Origin of the sequence: Luteibacter sp. (genome assembly GCF_009912395.1) — a bacterium.
In the GTDB taxonomy this organism is placed as follows: Bacteria; Pseudomonadota; Gammaproteobacteria; order Xanthomonadales; family Rhodanobacteraceae; genus Luteibacter.
This window is the reverse complement of record NZ_WNDO01000029.1, coordinates 44,323-61,658: the sequence shown is the minus strand read 5'-3', so window position 1 is coordinate 61,658 and position 17,336 is coordinate 44,323. Positions and strand designations below refer to the sequence as shown.

Genomic DNA, 17,336 nt, shown 5'->3' with positions numbered 1-17,336 from the left:
CGTCCTCGAGCGCGCCTGATCCGGATGATCGCAAAGGGCTCAGCCCTCGCCGGCAGGTGTTGATGGCGAATACCGATACGGTGCGCCGGGACGCCTGCGTAGCCTGCGGGATTCCATCACACGACGGTGTCGCGCCCATGTCCCATCGCTCCAGATCCCTGATCGCTACCGGCACCCTAGGCATTGCCCTGGCGGCGTTGCCAGCATACGCCCATCGTGCCGACGCCTTTGCGGTACCCGATATCCAGGCCCGCGAGATCACATGGGAGCGCTGCAGCAGTGGAAAAATCGCGCTGTTCGCCATGGCATTGGGTGACAGGCTGCAATGCGGCACGCTCTCCGCACCGCTCGATCACCATCGTCCCGACGAGGGCGACATCACGCTGTCGGTGGTGCGGATCTCGGTAGCCGATGTGTCGAAGCGGCGAGGCACGCTATTTGTGAATCCGGGCGGTCCGGGAGGCGATGCGGGAGAATTCGCGGGCGTGCTCGCGGCGTTCTGGTTGAATGCGCCACCGGGCGATCCGATCCATGGCGATAAGAAACGTGTTCTCGACGCCTTCGACATCGTTGCTGTGGTTCCCAGGGGAATGAGTGCGAGTTCGCGCCTGGATTGTCCCGTCGACCTGCCTCGGGTCGATTCCATCATGGTCAATCGCACGGCGATCCACAGGGCGAAATGGGACCTTTATGCACGGCGAATCAGCGATGGTTGTCGTAGCGATCCCAAGTATCCCTACATTTCGACCGAGCAAACCGTCTATGACCATGAACTGGTGCGCCGTTCCCTTGGTAGCCCGACGTTCAACTATTACGGGGTCTCGTACGGCACCTGGATCGGCGCCTGGTACGGCGCCACGTATCCCGGAAAGGTCGGTCGCATGGTGCTCGACTCGACGATGGACTTCACATCCACGTTCGAGGAAAACCATCTATCTGTGGGGCCAGCCCTTCAGGATATCTTCGACCGCCGGGTCGCGGCGCCGGCCATCCGGACCCCTTCACTGTATGGACTTGGCGATGACGAAAATGCAGTCCGCGATGTATTGCGTGGGCTGGTGCCGCGCGTACATGAGGCATGGGTACGTTACTTCGACGCACCGGAAGATCTCATGGCCGCCAAGGCCGTGTCCGATTGGCTTCAAGCGGAGCCCCTGCTGGACAAGCAGGGGGTGGCGTCGCGTATCGATCAATGGCGATTCAGCGAGGACACTGTCGTCAATGCTCGTGCGAGTGCGGCAGCTCACCAATCGCTGGAACGCATCTTCCTTGCGGTGAACCCTCGGGTCGGTCAACTCTCCTCGCGATCGGCCGTGCTCAATGCGATTCCTTGCAACGACACGGAGGCGACGCGGGATGCCGGAGTGTGGCAGGACATCATTGCGCGCCAGGTACGCGACTATCCGGCCCGCCCCAGCGCGGGGCTCATGAATTCCTGTGTATTCGCACATGGTCCCAATGCGGTGAAGCCCCCGCAGGAGCGGCTCGCCCGCGCAGGAAAGATCCTTATCCTTGCAGCGGAGTTCGACACGATCACGCCAGTGTCCCAAGCCTTGCGTATGCTCAATACGCTGCCGAATGCGAAGGCACTCGTGCTGCGCGATAGTTCCGAGCATGGGCTCTTCGCGATGACCGATCATCCTTGCATCGAGCGAACTACGGCGCGTTTTCTTCTCGATGGCCGCACACCGACGACGCAATTGACCGAATGCCTCAACGACCCTGTCGTTCCGTCTCCTACGGAATCCCCAGACGTCTCGCCCACACTATCCGTGTGGCGTAAACAGCTTCGCGATCTCCTGGATGGAAACAGCCTGGAGGCATTCTTCGCACCGGCCTTCGTTGTCGGTCGGTCTCTTCAGGGCGAGAACACGAATGAGTGATTCCGTTTCCTGAGACGATGAGGACGTAGCGGGCATGTCGGGGAAGACACAGTCATGCCCGTCTGGCTTCAAGCCTTGCGGGTGCCCTTGGCGCCCGTATTGCTGTTGCCCTTGTCGAAGGTCTTGATGAAGTCGCGCACGTCGGGGTAGACGATCTCGCGCCAGCGACGTCCGCTGAAGATGCCGTAGTGACCAGCGTCCTCGACGGTGATGTGCTTCTTCTGCTTCTTCGCGATGCCCTTGCAGAGGCCGTGCGCGGCTTCGGTCTGGCCGGGGCCGGAGATGTCGTCCAGTTCGCCTTCGATGGTGAGCAGGGCGGTGTTCTTGATCTTCGCCGGACGCACCAGTTCGCCGTTCACTTCCCACGTGCCTTTGGGCAGGCGGTGTTCCTGGAACACCGTTTCGATGGTGTCGAGGTAATACTCGGCCGGCATGTCGAGCACGGCGTTGTACTCGTCGTAGAACTTGCGATGCGCCTCGGCGTCGTCGAGGTCGCCCTTGCGCAGGTTTTCGTAGAAATCCCAGTGCGACATGAGGTGGCGGCTGGGATTCATAGCGAGGAAGCCGGCGTGCTGCAGGAAGCCCGGATAGACGTCGCGGCCGGCGCCCGGATACTGGTAGGGCACCTTGTGGATCAGCTGGCTGCTGAACCATGACAGCGGACGGGTCGTGGCGAGGTTGTCGACGCTGGTGGGGCTCTTGCGCGTATCGATGGGGCCGCCCATGAGGGTGAGCGACGCGGGCGTGTCCTCACCGCGCGCGGCCATCAGCGAGACGGCGGCCAGCACGGGTACGGTGGGCTGACAGACCGAGATCACGTGGGCGCGATGCACGCCGACATGGCGGATGAATTCTTCGATGTACGACACGTAGTCGGCCAGCGAGAAGGCGCCTTCCTCCACGGGAATCATGCGCGCGTCCATCCAGTCGGTGATGTACACCTTGTGGTCGCGCAGCAGGGTGCGCACGGTGTCGCGCAGCAGGGTGGAGTGATGGCCGGACAACGGCGCCACGACCAGCACGGCCGGGTCGTGTTTCATCTTGTCGACGGTGGACTGGTCGTCGGAGAACCGCTTGAAGCGCTTGAGCGTACAGAATGGCTTCGCCATGGCGACCTGCTCGACGATGGCGACGTCGTGGCCGTGGGCGTGCACGCTGTGGATATCGAACGCGGGTTTCTCATAGGCCTTGCCCAGCCGGAACATCAATTCGTAACCCGCCGCGGCACGGTCGGCTCCCGGCATGCGGGCGAAGGGGCTGGCGGCGTCGCCGAACATCTTCGCGCTGGCTTCGGCCCAATAGGTAAGCGGGCTGAGCATCGAGCGCTGCCATTCGTGCATGAGGTAGAGCATGCCGGTTCCGGGGGCGGGGAGATGGCGCATCATAACCAGTTGCGGCGCGCCATGTGTAAAGCCCCTGTTTTTACTCGATTTAAGTGGCGGCCTTGCGGCAGACCAGCAGGACTTCGTCCACCCCGGGACCCGGTTCGAAGCCCGGTTCGAAGCTCAGCGGCTTCTGGAAACGCACGCCCAGCGGCATGAACACCTTGTTGTACCACCACATGGCGCGCGCCCTCTGGTGGGTCAGGAACCACTGGCCGAGGTCGAGTAGCCGGGAGGACTTCGGCTGCATGCCGTAGACGGCGCTGCGCTCGATCGTGAAGCCATGGCTGGCGAGCAGGGCGCGGATGGCTTCCGGCTCGTAGCGGCGGTAATGCCCCACGAAGTCGTCGAAGGCCGTCCAGGCCTCGGGATCCAGCGGGACGGAGATCAGCAGGCGGGCATCGGGCGTCGAGACGCGGGCTAGTTCGGCGAGCGCGCCCTTGTCGTCCACCACGTGCTCGAGGATGTCGAGGGCGCAGACGAAATCGAAGCTGGCATCCGGGAAGGGCAGCGCGCCGATCATGGCGTTCGCCACCTTGGCGCCGTGCCGTGCCAGTTCGGCGAGGGCAGGGCGACTGAGATCGACGAACTGGGTATCCGCTAGCGGCATGCGCGGGCGTAGACCCGGTGCGATTTCCAGCCGATGCGTGCTGGCGGCCGCCAGTTCGCTGACCAGGGGCCAGGTGTTGAAGCGCTCCGGCGCGAATAGTTTCGCCTCGGACCACAGGGCGTCGTAAAAACGCTTGTTGCTGCCGACGAGGTCGGCGTCGGTACGGGGTGTCGGCGATCCCGAGGTCAACGATGAATGCGTCATGCGATACCTCGGGAGCCTGGGAAGGATCAGCGCAGTCGCGCCAGTTCGCGCAGCAGCGGCAACCTGCGCACGCGAACGGCGGTGGCACGGAACACGGCGTTGGCCAGGGCGGGTGCCGCGGACGGCACGCCGACGACGCTCGCACCTGCCGGTTCGGCGGTGGAGGGGACGATGATCGTCTCCACCTCGTTGGGCATGGGCTGGGTCGGCGACAGTGCGTAGTCACGCAGGCCGGTCTGCTGGACCTTGCCGTCCTTGACGGTGATGGCGAGGCTTAGCGCAGTGGACAACGCGTCCATCGTCGCGCCCTGCAGCTGGGCTTCGAGGCCCTTCGGATTGATCACTCGGCCGACATCGGCCGCGACGACCACGCGCAAGATATCCACGCCATCCTGCGTCGGCGCCACCTCGATGGCGTGCGCGACATAGGCGCCGAATACGTAGGCGCAGGCAATGCCCAGGCCGTTCTCGCTACGCAGCCAGCGGCTCCAGTCGAGCTTGTCGGCCGCGAGCTTGAGCACGTTGGCCAGGCGGCCGGTGTCGATGGGGCCGCCGCGTCCGTTGTAGGCCAGCTGGCGCGCGTCACCGAGCAGAGCGAGGCGAAAATCCAGCGGGTTGGCCTTCAGCGAATGCGCGAGTTCGTCGATGAAGCTTTCGCTGGCGAAGGTGGGCGTGACATGCGGCGAACCGCGCCATTCGCCGCGCTGGAGCTGCGACGACAGCGGATACCAGTCGCTGCGGAAATTGGGCACCAGGCCGGCAGGCAGCGCGTCGGGCACCAGTTCGGACTGCCACAGACGGTTGTCGGGCACGTTGCGATTGACCAGCGCGGAGGGACTGGCCATGCGCTGGTGCCAGCCGATGATGTTCTTCTTTTTATCCAGCGAGGCGTTCAGGCGGTGCACCGCCATGGGGCGGTAGTAGTCGTGCGCCAGGTCGTCCTCGCGGGTCCACATCACCTTGATGGGGCGATTGCGGATGGTGTCGGGTTTTTTCGCCAGCGCGATGGCGACCGCCTCGGCGACGTAGTCGGCCTCGAGGCGACGCCCGAAGCCGCCACCGCCGCGCGGTACGCGGATGTCGATCTGGTCGGGCTTCAGGCCGGTCATGCGCTGGACCACCGAATAGACCTGGAGCGGGGCCTGCGTCGCCGCGATCACCGTGATGCTGGTATCCGGATCGAGCCGGACGATGCAATTGGGCGTCTCGGCCGTGGCGTGGGCCACCCACGGCTGCACATAGGTGGCTTCCAGCGCGCGCGCCGCCTTCTTGCGGGTCGCCAGGACATCGCCATCGTTGCGCACGGTGATCGGCGTAGCCTGTTCATCGCCGAACAGGTTCAGCGCCTGCTGCTCCAATGTGCCGGCGGAAGGCTCGACGTTCGGGCCGGGTTTCCAGGTGGCCTTCAGGGCGGCGCGTGCCGACAGGGCCGTCCACGTATCGCTCGCGAGGACCACGATGGCCGGCGCCTGCGCGGCGAGGCCGGCGGGCTGGCCCTGTTCGGGCGTGAGGTCGATGACGGCGTGCACGCCCGGAAGACGGCTGGCGGCGTCGCGATCCGCCTGGTCGAGCGTGCCGCCGGGATACGGGCAGCGGGCCAGCACGGCGATCACCGGGTCGCCGATGTTGTCGTCGCAGGCATAGGCGAGCGAACCGGTGACGACGGCGTGCGCGTCGACATCGCCGGCTGGCTGGCCGATGAGCTGGTAGCGCTCGGCGGCCTTGAGCGGCGGCGGGGTGGCGGGCGCCTCGATCTCGGCCGCAGTTGAGGCGAGGTCGGCGTAGGAGATGCGGCGACCGTCGGCGGCGATGGCCATGCCAGCTTCGCCGCGCAGCTGATCGGCGGGAACGCCCAAGCGGCGGGCGGCGGCCTGCAGAAGCAGCCAGCGAGCCAAGGCACCGGCCTGTCGCAGGTCGGCCCACGCGGCCGGAATGCTGGTGGCATCGCCGCTGCGCTGGTGACCGTAGAGGAATTTCGCCTTGTCGTTGTCGACGGTGACGCCCAGGCCCAGGGGCTCGACGACCACGCGGCTCCAGTCGGCGTCCATTTCCTCGGCGATGATCCGGGCCAGCGACGTGGCGGTGCCTTCGCCGTTGTCGGGATCGCGCACGCCGATGAACACGCGGCCGTCGGCGGCCACGCGCAGATAGGGGCCCACCTGTTTCCAGGTGTCGCCCAAGAGGGCCAGCGGCACCGGGCGTTCGGCGGCGTCGACGCTGCCGATGCCGATCACGAGGGCGCCGGCCGCGCCGGCGGCGTACTTCAGGAAGCGGCGGCGGGAAAGACGGATCTCGCCGCTCATGCCTTGCCGTCCTTCTTCAGGGTGTCGGCGGCGCGCTTGATCGCCTTGCGGATACGGCCATAGCTGCCGCAGCGGCAGAGGTTGCCGATCTTGTCGATGTCGGCATCGGAGGGATTCTTCTGCCGGGAGAGCAGGTCGACGGCGGCCATGATCTGGCCCGGCTGGCAGAAGCCGCACATGATGGCGTCCTCGTCGATCCAGGCCTGCTGCACGGGATGCAGCTTGCCGTCCTTGTCGGCGAGCCCTTCCACGGTGGTCACCCGCTTGCCGGACAGCTTTTCCATCTTCGTCTGGCACGAGGCCACGGCCTTGCCGTCGACGATCACCGTGCAGAACCCGCAGTCGCCCTGGTCGCAACCGTACTTGGCGCCAGTCAGGCGAAGGACGTCGCGCAGGTACCAGAGCAAGGGCATGGCCTTGTCGCCGGTGTGCCGGTAGCGCTTGTCGTTGACGATCAGATCGATGCCTTCGCGTACGGGCTTGGGCGCCGGCTGATGGGCATCCTGGGCGGTGGGAACGGGTACGGGAGACGTCGGGCCTTGCTGTGCCATCTGCTTTCCTCAGCTGAACGGATGCATTGTGGCATCCGTTCAGCTGTTCAGCGAGCGACTTGGCTGAACAGCCGGCGCCACACGGCGTACACGGGCAATTCGGCAAGCACCACCAGGCACACGACGCCCGCGCTGAGCGGCTTGGACCAGGTGTAGAAGGCCACCACTGCGATCACCGTCGCCAGAAACAGCAAGGGCAGCAGCGGGTAGGCGGGGGTGACGAAGGCCGGTCGCTCGGCCGTCCGTCGGCGATACCAGAACAGCGTGGCGATGGTGACGGCGTAGGCGGCCCAGTCGCCGAACGTGGCGAAGTCGAGCAACTGTCCGTAGTTGGCGGCCAGGACCAGGAAGATCGCCCAGCCCGAAAGCATCATCAGGGCGATGTTCGGCGTGCGGTGGCGCGGATGCAGGCGTGACACCACGGAGAAGAACAGGCCGTCTTCGCCCATGACCTGGAGTACGCGTGCGCCGGCCACGAGGGTGATGTTGCAGAACCCCAGGGTCGAGATCGCGATGCCGATGGCGATGATCTTCGCGCCGGACGCGCCGAACACCCTGCTCATCACGTCGGCGGCGGGCGCCTGGCTGGCGGCGAGGCCGTCATGGCCGAGCACCGCGAGGTAGGCGTAGTTGGTGAGCACGTAGGCGGTGATCACCACCAGCATCCCGAGCACCAGCGCGCGCGGCAGGGTCTTCTGCGGCTCGCGGACCTCGCCGGCGAGGTTGTTGAGGTAGCTGAATCCCGAGAAGGCGAACAGCACCGGCAGCAGGGCGCCGGCGAGGTTGCCCGAAGTCGGCGCGGCGGAGGCGCCGAGCGCCTGGGTGGTGCCCGCGCCGGCGAACGCCAGTCCGGTGACCACGAGCACGGCAATGGCCGCCAGCTTGAGGATGGCGAAGACGTTCTGGATCTGCGCGCCCAGGCGGATGCCGAACAGGTTGATCCCGGTGACGAAGACCAGCGCGCCGACGGCCAGGGGCTTCACGAGGCTGGGCGAAAGCCCGAACACCGACGTGGCGTAGCTGCCGAAGATGGTCGCGACGGCGGCCGCGCTGCCGCTGTAGATCACCAGCAGCATCGTCCAGCCGAACAGGAAGCCCGCCAGGCGTCCAAAGGCTTCACGCAGGTAGACGTAGCTGCCGCCGGCCTCGGGACGACGGGCGCCCAGTTCGGCGTAGCAGAGGCAGCCCACCAGGGTGAGCAGGCCACCCGCGATCCAGAGCGCGAGTAGCACCAGTCCCGAGTCGGTGCGCTGTGCCGCGATGCCCGGATTGAGGAAGATCCCCCCGCCGATGATGCCGCCGACGACGATGAGCGCGGCGTCCATGAGGGTGAGGCGGCGGGCGTAGCCGGGGTTTTCCATGGGTGTCGTCGCGGTTCGGGATGGATGGCCGTGGAGGATGGCGCGGCCCACAGGCGGACGCAAGGAATTGTAGGAGCGCGCTTGCGCGCGATAGCCCGGCGAAGCAGGAATTTCGGTCGCAGCCGTGATCGCGCGCAAGCGCGCTCCTACAGAGGCGGAAGGGCGTTTGCCTTTTTCCCGTTGCAGCGCAACACTTCGGAGAATTTGCCGGGTTTCACCGGCCTACCGCTTTCCCCACCAACCGAAGAGTCCCGTGAGCGAGAACGCAAACGCGCCGTTGACTGTCAACGCGCCCTGGATCGTCATGAAGTTCGGCGGCACCTCCGTGGCCACCGCCGCACGCTGGCGCAATATCCTCGAGCTGGCCGCCAGCCGCCGCGCCGAAGGCGCACGCGTGCTGATCGTGGTCTCGGCCCTGTCCGGTATCACCGACGGCCTGAAACAGCTTTGCACTCACTCCGAACCCAAACGCCGCTCGGATGCGGCCTCCGCACTGGCCGATCGTCACCACGCCCTACTCGCCGAGATGTCGCTGGCGATGCCACAGACCCTGGGCGCCCGCCTTGCCGACCTCGCGGATCTCGCCGATACCGGATCGTCCGTGCTGGGCGAGCTGGCCTGGCAGGCCGCCGTGCAGGCGCATGGCGAGCTGATGTCCAGCGCCCTCGGTGCGGCTTTCCTCAGTGCCAACGGCCTGCCCACCACGTGGGTGGACGCGCGCGAGTGCCTGCATGCCGTTGCCTTGCCGAACCAGAACGAGCGCACCCGCCTGCTCTCGGCCATGGTCGAGCCCCACCACGACGCGGCGCTTTCGGCCGCGCTGGCGGAGCGTGGCGAGGTCTTCATCACCCAGGGCTTCATCGCCCGGGACGACGACGGCCGCACGGTGCTGTTGGGGCGCGGTGGCTCGGATACCTCGGCGGCGTACTTCGGTGCGCTGCTGGCGGCGGCGCGCGTGGAGATCTGGACCGACGTGGCCGGCATGTTCAGCGCCAATCCCCGGCAGGTCGCCGGTGCGCGCCTGCTCCAGCGCCTGGACTACGAAGAAGCCCAGGAAATCGCCTCCACCGGCGCCAAAGTGCTGCATCCGCGCTGCCTGTCGCCGTTGCGCGAGCCGCGCGTGCCCTTGCTGGTGAAGGACACCAACCGTCCCGAACTCGAGGGCACGGTGATCGGCCCCGAGGTACGCGAGCATGCGCCGAGCGTGAAGGCGATCAGCGCGCGCAAGGGCATCACGCTCATCTCGATGGAATCGGTCGGCATGTGGCAGCAGGTCGGCTTCCTCGCCGACGTGTTCGATGCCTTCAAGCGCCATGGCCTTTCGGTGGATCTCATCGGTTCGGCCGAAACCAACGTGACGGTGTCGCTCGATCCCACCGAGAACCTGCTCGACTCCGACGCCATCGCCGCCCTCGCGGCGGACCTGGCCCGCGTCTGCCGGGTGAAGGTGATCGCGTCCTGCGCCGCCATCACCCTGGTGGGTCGTGGCATGCGTTCGATGCTGCACAAACTGTCGGGTGTGCTGGCCGAATTCGGCCAGCTGCGCGTGCATCTGATCTCGCAGTCGTCGAACAACCTCAACCTCACCTTCGTGGTGGACGAGGACGTCGTCGACAACATGCTGCCGCGCCTGCACGAACTGCTGATCGGTGCCGGTGCCCTGCGCACCGACGACAGCATGGTGTTCGGTCCGAGCTGGCAGTCGCTCTACGGCAGCGGTGAGCAAGCATTGCCCGCCGCCGCGTGGTGGCAGGGCGAGCGTCCGCGCCTGCTCGAACTGGCCCGCGAGCGCACGCCGCGCTACGTCTACCATCTGCCGACCGTGCGTGCCCAGGCGCGTCGGGTGAAGTCGCTGAAGGCCGTGGATCGCGTGCATTACGCGGTGAAGGCCAACACGCATCCGGCGATCCTGCGCGCGTTGGCGGAAGAAGGCTTCGCGTTTGAATGCGTCTCGCCGGGCGAGCTGGCGGCAGTGTCCGCCGTGGTGCCCGAGAGTGCGCCGCTGCTGTTCACGCCCAACTTCGCCTCGCGTCGCGACTTCGCCGCCGCGCTGGAAACCCGCGCCACCATCACCATCGATGCATTGCATCCGATCGAGCACTGGGGCGACATGTTCGCCGGTCGCGACATCATGCTGCGCGTGGACCTGGGGCGTGGCCTCGGCCACCACGACAAGGTGAAGACCGGCGGCACGGGCAGCAAGTTCGGCGTGCCCATCGAGCACGTGGATCGCTTCCTGCGTCTTGCCGACGCGGCGGGTGCGCGGGTGATTGGCCTGCATGCCCACCTGGGTTCGGGCATCCTCGATGCCGGTCACTGGGGCGAGGTGTATTCGCAGTTCGCCGCGCTCGCCGAGCGCATCGGCACCATCGCGGTGCTGAACATCGGCGGCGGGCTCGGCGTGCCGTCCCATCCGGGCGAGACGCCGCTGGACATGGTCGCCCTCGACCGGATCATAACCTCGGTGCGCCAGGCCTATCCGCAGTTCCAGTTGTGGATGGAGCCGGGCCGCTACCTCGTCGCCGACGCCGGCGTCCTGCTGGCCAAGGTCACGCAGGAAAAGGAAAAGGGCGCCAACGTGCGTTACCTCGGCATCGACACGGGCATGAACAGCCTCATCCGCCCGGCGCTGTACGACGCATGGCACGAGATCGCCAACCTCTCGCGCTTCGGCGAACCCGCCACCACGATGTACCAGGTGGTCGGCCCGATCTGCGAGTCAGGGGATATCCTCGGTTCCGACCGGCGCCTGCCCGAATCCCGCGAGGACGATGTGATCCTGATCGCGCAGGCTGGTGCCTACGGTGCCGCCATGGCATCGCGGTACAACCTGCGTGACGAGGCCGACGAGGTGATCCTGCCGTGACAACCCAGTTCACCGATCCGCGCGGAAGCGAACGCTTCCGCTTCGTCCGCCATGCCTTCGTCGATGGCGTGGCGGAGTTGGCCTATGCGTTCGACAACGGCCCCGAGCTGGTCGAGCGCGTGACCTTCCCCGGTGCCCCCCAGGTGCCGGCCGGACGCGAGGCCGCCTTCGCGGCGGCCCTGCGCCTGCTTCATTTGGTCGCCGGCGTCAGCTACTACAAGGCCGGTATTCCGGCTTCCATCGTCGTCGAGGGCGAACCCCTCGACGAGGACAGCGCGTCGCTCGCCGACGCGCTGTACCTGCATGGACTGGCCGAGTTCGCCTATCGCAACCGTCTCGACCTGCGTGGCCGTATCCGCTTTCCCTTCGAAGGCAAGGGCGGCGGCAAGGCACCGGCCATCGGCCTGCCGCACCGCTCGCTGCTGCCGATCGGCGGTGGCAAGGATTCGGTGGTCGCGGTCGAGGCCGTGAAATCCATCGGTGCGGAAGCCACGGCGGTATGGGTCGGCAATTCGCCGCTGATCGCCGAGTGCGCGGCGCGTACGGGACTGTCCACGCTGAACATCTCGCGCGAACTCGCGCCGGGCCTGTTCGAGTTGAATCGTCTTGGCGCATGGAACGGGCACATCCCGGTCACCGCGATCAATTCCGCGATCCTGGCGCTGGCCGCGATCCTCTACGGTTACGACTCCATCGTCTTCGCCAACGAGCGCTCGGCATCCGTGGCGACGCTGGAATACGACGGCCAGGAAGTGAACCATCAGTGGAGCAAGGGCTTCGGATTCGAGAAGACCCTGCACGACTACCTGCATTCGCACGTCGCTGCCGACCTCGACTACTGCTCGCTGCTGCGGCCGTGGTCGGAACTGGCGGTGACCAGTGCGTTCGCGCGCCTGGGTGGCGAGTATTTCAACGTGTTCTCCAGCTGCAACCGCAACTTCAAGATCCTTGGGCCCAAGCCTGCGGACCGCTGGTGCGGGCAGTGCCCGAAATGCCATTTCGTCTTTCTCGCGCTGGCGCCGTTCATGCCCAAGCCGCGATTGCTGTCGATCTTCGGCCGCAACCTGCTCGACGACGAATCCCTGGCAGGCGCGTTCGACGCATTGCTGGAATACAAGGACCACAAGCCGTTCGAATGCGTCGGTGAAGGCGCGGAGGCGCGTGCCGCGCTGGCCGCGCTGGCCGAACGTCCCGAATGGCGCGAGGACACGCTCGTCTCGCGTTTCCATCGCGAGATCCTGCCGCAATTGGACAAGGACGAACTGCCCATCGAGCCCTGGCTGACGCCCGGTACCTCGCACCTGGTGCCGGAACGCCTGCGCGGAGCGCTGGATGCTCTGGGCTGACCTCGCGGGGCGGCGTGTCGCTGTCTGGGGTTTCGGTCGGGAAGGGCGTGCCGCGCTGAACGCGCTGGCGCGGCACCTGCCCGGGCAGGCGGTCGATCTGTATTGCTCCGCTGACGAAGCGGATGCGGCACGCACGGATTTTCCGGCCATCGCGGTTCATGCAATCGCGCCGGACGCCGACGCGTTGTCCCGCTATGACATCGTCATCAAGTCGCCCGGCATTTCCGCCTATCGGCCCGAACTGCTGGCGGCGAAGGAGCGTGGTACGCGTTTCACCTCCGGCACCGCGTTGTGGTTTTCGTCGCATCGCGACGTGCGCACCGTTGCCGTCACGGGTACGAAGGGCAAGAGCACCACGTCGGCGCTGCTGGCGCATCTTGCGCGCTCGCTGGGCATACGTACTGCGCTTGCCGGCAATATCGGCTTGCCGATGCTCGAACTCGACGACGGTGTCGCCGACCTGTGGGTGATCGAGCTGTCGAGCTACCAGACGGGCGAAGCCAGTGGCGTCGATCTCGGCGTGGTGACCAGTCTCTATGAAGAACACCTCGACTGGCACGGCTCGCGCGAGCGCTACATCGACGACAAGCTCAAACTGTTGGCGGCCTCGAAGGATGTGCTCGTGAACGCGGCGCAGCCGGCGTTGCTAGAGCGTGCGAGCGGGCACGGTGGATTGCACACCTTCGGCGATCTCGCCGGGTGGCATGTCGCCGACGGGTTCATCTGTCGCGGCGACGAGCGTATCGCGCTGGCGACGCAGGTTTCCGCCCCCGGGCTGCACAACGCGATCAATGCCTGCGCGGCGCTGGCGGCGCTCGAGCTCATGGGCCTCGACGCACGTGCGTCGGTGCCTGCGCTGTCCACGTTTTCTCCGCTACCGCATCGCCTGCAACCGCTGGGCGAGCGCCATGGCCTGCACTGGATCAACGACTCGATCAGCACCACGCCGCTGGCGAGCCTGGCCGCACTGGAGAGTGTCGGCGCGCAACGCGTGGCGCTGATCGTCGGCGGTCACGATCGCGGCCTCGACTGGGCGCCGTTCGTGGACGCCATGCGTGTGCACACGCCGGAAGCGATCGTCTGCGAAGGGGCCAACGGACCGCGCATCGCGGCGGCGCTGGAGGCGGCGGGCGTGCCCAACGTGCACCGGGTGACCGACCTCGCGGCGGCGGTGGCGGCTTCACGGCATGTGCTGGGTCAGGATGGTTGCGTGCTGCTTTCGCCGGGCGCGCCGAGTTTCGACCAGTTCAAGGACTACGCCGAACGCGGTCGTCGCTTCGCCGAACTGGCCGGCTTCGAACCCTCGGCTGCCTCGATCCAGGGCATGGGCATCGCCTGACCTTTTTTTGTAGGAGCGCGCCCTGCGCGCGACAGGTACAGGCGATATCGCAACATACGGTCGCGCGCAAGGCGCGCTCCTACATGACAGGCGGCTTTTCTTGTAGGAGCGCGCTTGCGCGCGATGGACGCTGGCGGTGGGGCAAGGGTCAGGCGATATCGCGGATTGGATCGCGCGCAAGCGCGCTCCTACAGAGTGGGCGCCTTAGGCGATATCGCAACATGCAGTCGCGCGCAGGGTGCGTTCAGTCGGCTGCGGAGGCCAGTAAGGTGCCCACCACCGCCGCGAGCGCGGCGTAGAGCTCCGGCGGCACGTCGTCACGCAATCGCACGGCGGCAAGCAGCGTGGCGATCTGCGGATCCAGTTGCGGCGCAAGGCCGAGCGCCTGTGCGCGCTCCAGCATCGACTTCACCCCGTCGGCGTCGATCCGCTGCGTATGGCCGTTGCTGGTGGGGGAGGCGAGACGCAGCGTCACGCTGCGTCGGGGAGAAGGAAGCGTCTGGGTCATGCGCGTGCTTCGAGCAGGACGGAGCTGTACGCGCTGGTCGGCGCGGGCAGGCCGTGCGTGCAGGAGAACTGGTCGAGTTGCAGGCCGCTCTTTTCCAACTGGTGGCGTAGCGACAGGAAGCCGTCTTCCAGGCGGCCGACGGTGGTGTCGTGCTGTGCCCAGAGTCGTACCGACACGCGCGGCACGCGCAGATGGATCTCGCCCTGGATCGCGCCCAGTGTCGGCGGATCGATGGCGAAACCGATCGTCCAGGCGCCTTCCGATTCGCCGGGCCCTGGCTTGCCTTCTTCGATGCGCAACTGGAGCACGTCGTACCCACGCACGCCAGCCAGGGGGATCTCCACCATCCACAATCCGTTCTGCGGATGGGACTCCAACTGGGCAATCTCCACACGGGAGAGTGCGGCGCGCACGTCGGTACGCAGGTTCGCGATGAGTCCGTCCGCGTCGTCCTCAGCGACCGCGAGTTCCGCAGCGCGCGGTTGCGCCACCAAGGCGCGCTGCGCCAGCGGCGGGGGAGTGTCGACCAGGGTTCGCGGCGGCGCCAGTCCGGGGCGCGCCGGCGGCAGGTCGGCCAGCGCGCGGCGCAGCGCAAGCAGGGCCGCCTTGAAGTCGTCGGCGGCTGGGGTCGGTTCGTCCGGTTGGGCGAGGTGGGCTTCGAGGAAGCTGCCGCTGCGGGCGATGGCCTCCTTCATGCCCAGCGGCGTGCTCACGTCGGCCGGCTTGTTGATGGACGCTTCGAGGGTGGCGAGTGCCGCCCGCAACGGCGCGGGCAGCGCCCGGGCCGTGGGGCTGCGGGCCAGTGCGGCCAGTACGCCCAGGAGCGGGGCATAGCCGTTCTGCAGGGGCAGGCGTTCACGCAGCCCCTGCATCGCGACCCGTTCGTCGAGACTGCCGGCCAGCACTTCCAGTTGCGGCTGGGCGCCCTGGGTAAGCACGCGGACCTGGAACTGTTGTGGCAACTGGGTCCCCGCGGCGTCGGCCTCGACCGTCAGGCCGCCGATGTCCAGGAGCAGCTTGCCCACGTCGTTCTGTCCCATGACCCGTACCGACAGCAGGGTCCCCACCCGCCATGCGTCGACGGCGGCCGTGGTACCCGCGGCCGCGCCGGCCCATAGCTGGGCGGCGAGACTGGTCGGCTGGATGATCAAGGGCAGGTCCTCCGAGGGCCTGGGCGCACCCCGGATGGGCACGCTCCTATGGATGTAAGGATCGGCCTCGGGAGGCAGAACTTTAGTGGGGGTGAGTCGGCCCTTCGGGCCCGAGGGGCCGACTTACCCTTACAATGACCCCATGACCAATCTTCCCTTCGAACTCCTCGCCACCGATGGCGCGGCACGGCGCGGCCGTCTTCGTTTCGGCCGTGGCACGGTGGAAACGCCCGCCTTCATGCCCGTGGGCACCTACGGCTCCGTCAAGGCCATGACCCCGCGCGACGTCCTCGACACCGGCGCCGAAATCATCCTGGGCAACACGTTCCACCTGTTCCTGCGTCCCGGGCTGGAGATCGTGGGGGAGTTCGGTGGCTTGCATCGCTTCATCGGCTGGGACAAGCCGATCCTCACCGACTCGGGCGGTTTCCAGGTGTTCTCGCTGGCCCACAAGCGGAAGATCACGGAGGAGGGCGTCACCTTCGCCTCCCCGGTGGACGGCTCGAAGGTGTTCCTGTCGCCCGAGGAGTCGATGCGCATCCAGAAGGTGCTGGATTCGGACATCGCGATGATCTTCGACGAGTGCACGCCGTATCCCGCCACGGAGAAGGTCGCCTCGGACTCCATGGAGCTGAGCCTGCGCTGGGCCGAGCGTTCGCGCCGGGCCTTCGACGACCTGCGCAATCCGAATGCCCTGTTCGGCATCGTCCAGGGCAGCACCTATGAGAATCTTCGCGCCCGATCGGCGTCCCAGCTGATCGAGATCGGCTTTGACGGCTATGCCGTCGGTGGCCTGGCCGTGGGCGAGCCGGAGGCCGAGCGCAACCACACGCTGGACTTCACGCTGCCCATGCTGCCGAAGGACCGCCCCCGTTATCTCATGGGCGTGGGCCGGCCGGAGGACATCGTCGAGGCCGTGCGTCGGGGCATCGACATGTTCGATTGCGTGATGCCCACCCGAAACGCGCGGAATGGCTTCCTGTTCACCCGGGAAGGCACGTTGCGCATACGTAACGCGAAGTTCGCCACCGATACGCGCGTGATCGAGGAAGGTTGCGACTGCTATGCCTGCGCCAACGGCTTCTCACGTGCCTACCTGCGCCATCTGGACCGTTGCAACGAGATCCTGGGCAGCCAGCTGGCCACCATGCACAACCTGCGTCATTACCAGCGGCTCATGGCCGGCCTGCGTGGGGCGATCGAAGCCGGGACGCTGGACGATTTCGTGGCCGACTTCTATCAGGCCCGGCGGAAAGCCGAGGTCGACGGCCTCTGAAGGCCTTGCGGGGCGGCTGCGTCGCCCCCAAAAGCCTTGACGGGGTGCGGTTCATAACCGCCGGGGCGCGTGGCATAATCCACGATCTTTTTACGCGAACGGCCGCTTTTTCTTGGCTGTTCCATGACTTGCGAGAAATCCGATGAGCCTTACGACGTTTGCCACCGTTGCACAGCTAGGGTGCCACCAATGCCGCCGCCGGCGCTCAGCAGGGCGGAGCCCTCGGCCTTTCCCCGCTGATCATGATGGCGGTGCTGTTCGGCATCTTCTATTTCATGATGATCCGCCCGCAGATGAAGCGCCAGAAGGAGCATCGCGCGCTGCTCGCCGCCCTGTCCAAGGGCGACGAAGTGGTGATGGGCGGTGGTCTCGCCGGCCGCATCGAGGACGTGGGCGAGTCGTTCGTCCGTGTCGAGATCGCCCCGGGCACCGTCGTCCAGGTGCAGAAGGGCTCGATCACCCAGGTGCTGCCGAAGGGCAGCCTGAAGAAGTCCTGAGGCTTCCCCCACCCGTGCGCAGTCGCGGCCGGATGTGGTCGCCTTCATGGAACGTAATA

The 17,336-nt window shown here is 66.6% G+C and carries 12 protein-coding genes and 1 pseudogene; 6 read left to right on the top strand and 7 right to left on the bottom strand.

Features of this window, described 5'->3' with window-relative positions:
- Nucleotides 1-137: 137 nt before the first annotated feature.
- Nucleotides 138-1,883, top strand: coding sequence for an alpha/beta fold hydrolase (locus GAK28_RS20670; protein WP_291783934.1), 1,746 nt, complete (start codon nt 138-140; stop codon nt 1,881-1,883).
- Between the two features lie 68 nt (nt 1,884-1,951).
- Here GAK28_RS20670 and phaZ read toward each other — a convergent pair whose 3' ends face one another.
- The 5 genes from phaZ to GAK28_RS20645 form a co-directional block, all read right to left on the bottom strand.
- Complete coding sequence (gene phaZ, locus GAK28_RS20665; protein WP_291783932.1) at nt 1,952-3,235, bottom strand: polyhydroxyalkanoate depolymerase; 1,284 nt, start codon at nt 3,233-3,235, stop codon at nt 1,952-1,954.
- Nucleotides 3,236-3,314: 79 nt separating this feature from the next.
- Entirely contained in the window at nt 3,315-4,079 is a 765-nt protein-coding gene (locus GAK28_RS20660; protein WP_291783930.1) for a methyltransferase domain-containing protein, read from the bottom strand.
- Nucleotides 4,080-4,105: 26 nt separating this feature from the next.
- Nucleotides 4,106-6,382, bottom strand: a complete 2,277-nt coding sequence (locus GAK28_RS20655) for a molybdopterin cofactor-binding domain-containing protein (protein WP_291783929.1) — start codon at nt 6,380-6,382, stop codon at nt 4,106-4,108.
- On the bottom strand, nt 6,379-6,933 hold the full coding sequence (locus tag GAK28_RS20650; protein ID WP_291783927.1) for a (2Fe-2S)-binding protein: 555 nt from the start codon (nt 6,931-6,933) through the stop codon (nt 6,379-6,381). Before GAK28_RS20650 ends, GAK28_RS20655 begins: the two co-directional genes overlap by 4 nt.
- A gap of 47 nt (nt 6,934-6,980) precedes the next feature.
- Complete coding sequence (locus GAK28_RS20645) at nt 6,981-8,294, bottom strand: amino acid permease (RefSeq protein ID WP_291783925.1); 1,314 nt, start codon at nt 8,292-8,294, stop codon at nt 6,981-6,983.
- 253 nt (nt 8,295-8,547) lie between these two features.
- Between GAK28_RS20645 and GAK28_RS20640 the strand changes: the two genes are divergently transcribed.
- From GAK28_RS20640 to murD, 3 genes are read left to right on the top strand one after another with little or no spacing between them, the layout of a single operon-like run.
- A complete protein-coding gene (locus tag GAK28_RS20640; protein WP_291783923.1) occupies nt 8,548-11,160 on the top strand; it encodes a bifunctional aspartate kinase/diaminopimelate decarboxylase in 2,613 nt (870 codons plus the stop codon).
- On the top strand, nt 11,157-12,506 hold the full coding sequence (gene murL / locus GAK28_RS20635; RefSeq protein ID WP_291783921.1) for a UDP-N-acetyl-alpha-D-muramoyl-L-alanyl-L-glutamate epimerase: 1,350 nt from the start codon (nt 11,157-11,159) through the stop codon (nt 12,504-12,506). Before GAK28_RS20640 ends, murL begins: the two co-directional genes overlap by 4 nt.
- Entirely contained in the window at nt 12,493-13,845 is a 1,353-nt protein-coding gene (gene murD, locus GAK28_RS20630; RefSeq protein ID WP_291783919.1) for a UDP-N-acetylmuramoyl-L-alanine--D-glutamate ligase, read from the top strand. Before murL ends, murD begins: the two co-directional genes overlap by 14 nt.
- A gap of 244 nt (nt 13,846-14,089) precedes the next feature.
- Here murD and GAK28_RS20625 read toward each other — a convergent pair whose 3' ends face one another.
- The gene (locus GAK28_RS20625) at nt 14,090-14,353 is read right to left on the bottom strand and encodes a flagellar biosynthesis protein (RefSeq protein WP_291783917.1); all 264 of its coding nucleotides are present in this window, start codon (nt 14,351-14,353) and stop codon (nt 14,090-14,092) included.
- Nucleotides 14,350-15,504: a flagellar hook-length control protein FliK gene (locus tag GAK28_RS20620; RefSeq protein WP_291783915.1), complete on the bottom strand. Its 1,155-nt coding sequence runs from the start codon at nt 15,502-15,504 to the stop codon at nt 14,350-14,352. Before GAK28_RS20620 ends, GAK28_RS20625 begins: the two co-directional genes overlap by 4 nt.
- 142 nt (nt 15,505-15,646) lie before the next feature.
- Between GAK28_RS20620 and tgt the strand changes: the two genes are divergently transcribed.
- Together tgt and yajC are read left to right on the top strand one after the other, a co-directional pair.
- Nucleotides 15,647-16,780, top strand: coding sequence for a tRNA guanosine(34) transglycosylase Tgt (gene tgt, locus GAK28_RS20615; protein ID WP_291783913.1), 1,134 nt, complete (start codon nt 15,647-15,649; stop codon nt 16,778-16,780).
- Between the two features lie 191 nt (nt 16,781-16,971).
- Nucleotides 16,972-17,277, top strand: a pseudogene (yajC, locus tag GAK28_RS20610) (preprotein translocase subunit YajC); the annotation flags it as partial.
- Between the last annotated feature and the right edge of the window lie 59 nt (nt 17,278-17,336).

Excerpts from the sequence above, each read along its gene's own strand:
- GAK28_RS20670 (WP_291783934.1), top strand. The coding sequence starts at position 138 with ATGTCCCATCGCTCCAGATCCCTGATCGCTACCGGCACCCTAGGCATT.
- phaZ (WP_291783932.1), bottom strand. The coding sequence starts at position 3,235 with ATGCTCTACCTCATGCACGAATGGCAGCGCTCGATGCTCAGCCCGCTT.
- GAK28_RS20660 (WP_291783930.1), bottom strand. The coding sequence starts at position 4,079 with ATGACGCATTCATCGTTGACCTCGGGATCGCCGACACCCCGTACCGAC.
- GAK28_RS20655 (WP_291783929.1), bottom strand. The coding sequence starts at position 6,382 with ATGAGCGGCGAGATCCGTCTTTCCCGCCGCCGCTTCCTGAAGTACGCC.
- GAK28_RS20650 (WP_291783927.1), bottom strand. The coding sequence starts at position 6,933 with ATGGCACAGCAAGGCCCGACGTCTCCCGTACCCGTTCCCACCGCCCAG.
- GAK28_RS20645 (WP_291783925.1), bottom strand. The coding sequence starts at position 8,294 with ATGGAAAACCCCGGCTACGCCCGCCGCCTCACCCTCATGGACGCCGCG.
- murD (WP_291783919.1), top strand. The coding sequence starts at position 12,493 with ATGCTCTGGGCTGACCTCGCGGGGCGGCGTGTCGCTGTCTGGGGTTTC.
- GAK28_RS20625 (WP_291783917.1), bottom strand. The coding sequence starts at position 14,353 with ATGACCCAGACGCTTCCTTCTCCCCGACGCAGCGTGACGCTGCGTCTC.
- tgt (WP_291783913.1), top strand. The coding sequence starts at position 15,647 with ATGACCAATCTTCCCTTCGAACTCCTCGCCACCGATGGCGCGGCACGG.